General features: G+C 70.9%; 4 protein-coding genes. 1 reads left to right on the top strand and 3 read right to left on the bottom strand.

Translation table 11 applies throughout. From position 1 onward, the window contains the following. The 3 genes from VFF46_RS12690 to VFF46_RS12700 form a co-directional block, all read right to left on the bottom strand. Window positions 1-725, bottom strand: a 725-nt coding sequence (locus VFF46_RS12690) for an SDR family oxidoreductase (protein WP_325037292.1), incomplete at its 3' end; no start/stop codon positions are given. Window positions 726-785: 60 nt separating this feature from the next. After that, entirely contained in the window at window positions 786-2627 is a 1842-nt protein-coding gene (locus VFF46_RS12695; RefSeq protein ID WP_325037293.1) for a glycoside hydrolase family 15 protein, read from the bottom strand. Continuing rightward, window positions 2557-3336: an SURF1 family protein gene (locus tag VFF46_RS12700; RefSeq protein ID WP_325037295.1), complete on the bottom strand. Its 780-nt coding sequence runs from the start codon at window positions 3334-3336 to the stop codon at window positions 2557-2559. Before VFF46_RS12700 ends, VFF46_RS12695 begins: the two co-directional genes overlap by 71 nt. 66 nt (window positions 3337-3402) lie before the next feature. On the opposite strand from VFF46_RS12700, the gene moaA reads away from it, so the two are divergent. Then, a partial coding sequence (moaA, locus tag VFF46_RS12705) for a GTP 3',8-cyclase MoaA (protein ID WP_325037294.1) occupies window positions 3403-4184 on the top strand: 782 nt, incomplete at its 3' end.

The following is a 4184-nucleotide window of genomic DNA, read 5'->3' on the forward strand; positions in this document are numbered from 1 at the left end:
GGGATGATGGCGCCGGTGAGGTAGGAGGCGGCGGGGGAGAGGACGAAGGCGGCGACGCGGCCGAACTCGTCGGGGGTGCCGTAGCGGCGCAGCGGGATGGTCTTCTCGGACGCGCGGCGGGCGGCCTCCGGGTCGCCGGACCTGCCGTCCAGTTCCTTCAGGCGGTCGGTGGCGATCCGGCCGGGCATCAGGCCGTTCACCCGCATGCCGTTCGGCCCGAGCTCGTCGGCGAGCGTCTTCGCGACCATCGCCAGCCCGGGGCGGAGCCCGTTGGAAATCGCCAGCCCGTTGATCGGGGACTTCACCGAGGACGACAGCACGAACGCGATCGAGGTCCCCTCGGCCCCGGCCCGGGCGACCGCCCGGGCGATCCGCAGCCCGCCGAGGAACACGCTGTCGAACGCGGCCCGCCAGTCCTCCTCGTCGGTCTCCAGCGCGGTCCCGGCCCGCGGTCCGCCGACGCTGATCAACGCGCCGTGCAGCTCGCCCCACTTGGCGATCGCGGTCGCGGCCAGCCGCTCGGCGCTCTCCGGGTCGGCGTTGTCGACCGGGATCCCGACCACGTTCCCGCCCAGCTCGGCGGCGGCCCGGGCGATCGACTCCTCGCTCCGGCTGGAGATCACCAGCCGCGCGCCTTCGGCGGCCAGCGCCTTCGCGGTGGCGAAGCCGAGCCCGGCGCTGGCGCCGGTGACGATGTAGGTGCGATCGCGCAGTCCGAGGTCCACACCACCATCCTGCCGCACCGCACCCCGGCGCGCACCTCGACCGTGGCCGACGGCAAGAAACTAGTACGCCGACCTACGTAACGGGGACTCCGCGGTGGTCAGGTGCCAGGCGGTGTTCACCAGGCCGAGATGCGAGAACGCCTGCGGGAAGTTGCCGAGCATCCGCCCGGAGCTCACGTCGTACTCCTCGGCGAGCAGGCCGACGTCGTTGCGCAGGGCAACCAGCTTCTCGTACAGGTCGCGGGCCTCGCCGACCCGGCCGACCATCGCCAGCGCGTCGGCCAGCCAGAACGAGCAGATCAGGAACGTGCCCTCGTCGCCGTTCAGCCCGTCGTCGGTGTGCTCGGTCAGGTACCGCCGGACGAACCCGTCGGCGGTCAGCTCGCGCTGTACGGCGTCCACCGTGCCGACCACCCGCGGATCGTCGGCCGGCAGGAACCCGACCTGCGGGATCAGCAGTACGGCGGCGTCCAGCGCCTTGCTCCCGTACGCCTGCGTGAAGGTGTTCCGGTCCGGGTCGTACGCCTGCTCGCAGACCGCCTTGTGGATCTCGTCCGCGCGCGCCCGCCACTCCTTCGCGGGCCCGCTCAACCCGAACCGCTCGACCGCCCGGGAGGCCCGGTCGAACGCGACCCAGGCCATCACCTTCGAGTACGTGAAGTGCTGCCGCCCGCCGCGGACCTCCCAGATCCCTTCGTCGGGCTGGTTCCAGACCTCGTCCAGGTGCCGCATCAGCCCGAGCTGCACCTGCCAGGCCTCCTCGATCGCCCCGATCTGGTGCTCCCGGGCCAGCGCGAGCACGTCCATCACCTCGCCGAACACGTCGATCTGCAGCTGTTCGGCGGCCGCGTTCCCGATCCGTACCGGTGCCGACCCGGCGAATCCGGGCAGCCAGCCGGCCTCGAACTCGGTCAGCCGCCGCTCGCCGGTCACGCCGTACATGATCTGCACGTCCTGCGGGGAGCCGGCGACCGCGCGGAGCAGCCAGTTCCGCCAGGCCTCGGCCTCGTCGGAGTACCCGGCGCGGAGCATCGCGGACAGGGTCATCGTTGCGTCCCGCAACCAGCAGTACCGGTAGTCCCAGTTCCGGGAGCCGCCGAGCGCCTCGGGCAACGACGTGGTCGGGGCCGCGACGATCCCGCCGGACGGCGCGTAGGTCAGCGCCTTCAGCGTCAGGATCGAGCGGGTCACCTCCTCGCTGAGCTCGGTGGTGCTCGTACTGCGGCCGATCCACTCGGTCCAGTAGTCCTCGGTCGGCTGCAGCGACGCCAGCGCGTCGGTCGCCCGCGGCACCGGGTGGTGCGACGGGTGCCAGGTCAGCACGAACCAGGCCCGGTCGCCCTTGCCGATCCGGAAGTCGCCGTACGTCGTGAGATCCCGGCCGTACTGGTGGACGTCGGAGCGCAGCGAGACCGCGTCGGGTCCCGCGATCGCGTCGATCTGCCCGTCGGACCGGCGTACCCACGGAACCACGTGACCGTAGTCGAACCGCAGCTTCAGCTCGGACCGCATCTCGACCGTGCCGCGGATGCCCTCGACGATCCGGACCACGTCCGGCGCGGTGTCCCGGGGCGGCATGAAGTCGATCACCCGTACCGAACCGGTCGGCGTCGACCACTCGGTCTCCAGGACCAGCGTGTCGCCGCGGTAGTGCCGGCTGCTGACCGCGTCCGCGTCCCGGGGCGCGATCCGCCAGTGGCCGTTGTCGTCGGTACCGAGCAATGCCGCGAAGCAGGCGGGGGAGTCGAACCGCGGAAAACACAGCCAGTCGATCGAGCCCTGCTTCGACACCAGTGCGGCGGTCTGCAGGTCACCGATCAGCGCGTAGTCCTCAATCCGCCGCTCCGGCGTGGGCCGCGGGCTGCTCGACTGCGTCGCTGTCCGAGGACTCCGACTTGTCACTGCGGCCTCCCGTTTTCGTGAAATAGACCAGCCCACCGATCGCCAGCAGCGCGAAGAAGAACCACTGCAGTGCGTAGAAGAAGTGTGGACCGTCGTCGATCTCCGGGCCGGGGAACCCGCCGAACGCGGGGTCGTTGGCCGGATCCTGCTTGGTGATCTGCACGTAGCCGTCGTACAGGTTCAGGCCGAGGACCTTCGCGAAATCGGGTCCGTTGATCAGCCGGGCCGTCCCGTTGTCCGGCGTACCGCCGGTGGTGCTGCCGCCGCGTTCGCTGCGCTGCAGGCGTCCGGTGACGGTCACCTCCCCGCTCGGTACGGCGGGGACGTGCAGCGGCATCAGCTCCGAGCTCTGCCGGGCGATGAAGCCGCGGTCGACCAGCACCGCCTTCCCGTCGGGCAGCATCAGCGGCGTGACGATCTCGAAGCCGGGCTTGTCCTGGACGTTGCGGTACTTGAGGACGATCTGCTTCGAGGCGTCGTAGCGCCCGGTGACGATCGCGGTGCGCCAGGCGTGCTGGTCGCCGACGACGCCCTGCGGGCCGACGATCTGGTCCAGGGGCGCGGGCTGGGCGGCCAGGTTCGACCGGGTCACCTCGTTGCGTGCCTTGCGTTCGTCGAGCCGGTGCAGCTGCCAGCGGCCGAGTGCGACACACACGGCAGCCAGCACCAGGACCCCCAGCGCGGCGGTGATCCAGCGGATGTTCATCATGCGACCCACGTCTCGAACTTAAGCCATCCCCTGAAACGGCCGACGCCCGGCACGTACGCTGGGGGGATGACGGCGATCCAGCAAGCGACGCGCGACGGCCTGGCGGACCGCTACGGCCGGGTCGCGACCGACCTCCGGGTCTCGCTCACCGACCGCTGCAACCTGCGCTGTACGTACTGCATGCCGGAGGAAGGCCTGGACTGGCTCGGCAAGCCCGAGCTGCTCACCGACGACGAGGTGGTCCGCCTGGTCTCGGTGGCGGTCACCAAGCTCGGCGTGCAGGAGATCCGCTTCACCGGCGGCGAGCCGCTGCTGCGCCGCGGCCTGGTCGGCATCGTCGCCCGGACGGCGGAACTCGCGCCACGTCCCGAGATTTCGCTGACCACCAACGGGATCGGGCTCGCCCGCCAGGCGCAGGCGCTGAAGGACGCCGGCCTGGACCGGGTGAACGTGAGCCTCGACACGGTGAACGCGGACACGTTCGAGCAGCTCGCCCGCCGGGACCGGCTGAAGGACGTGCTCGCCGGGCTGGAGGCCGCGCACGACGCCGGCCTGACGCCGGTGAAGGTGAACGCCGTCCTGATGCGCGGCGTCAATGACACGGAAGCGCCGCAATTGCTGGAGTTCTGCCTCGAACGCGGGTACGAACTGCGGTTCATCGAGCAGATGCCGCTGGACGCCCAGCACGGCTGGAACCGGGCGACGATGGTCACCGCCGAGGAGATCCTCGCCATGCTCACCGACCGGTTCCACCTGACCCCGGACGACGCGTCGAAACGCGGCAGCGCGCCGGCCGAGTCGTTCCTGGTCGACGGCGGGCCGCGGACCGTCGGCATCATCGCGTCCGT

The sequence above is a fragment of the Kribbella sp. genome (genome assembly GCF_035655035.1).
GTDB lineage: Bacteria > Actinomycetota > Actinomycetes > Propionibacteriales > Kribbellaceae > Kribbella.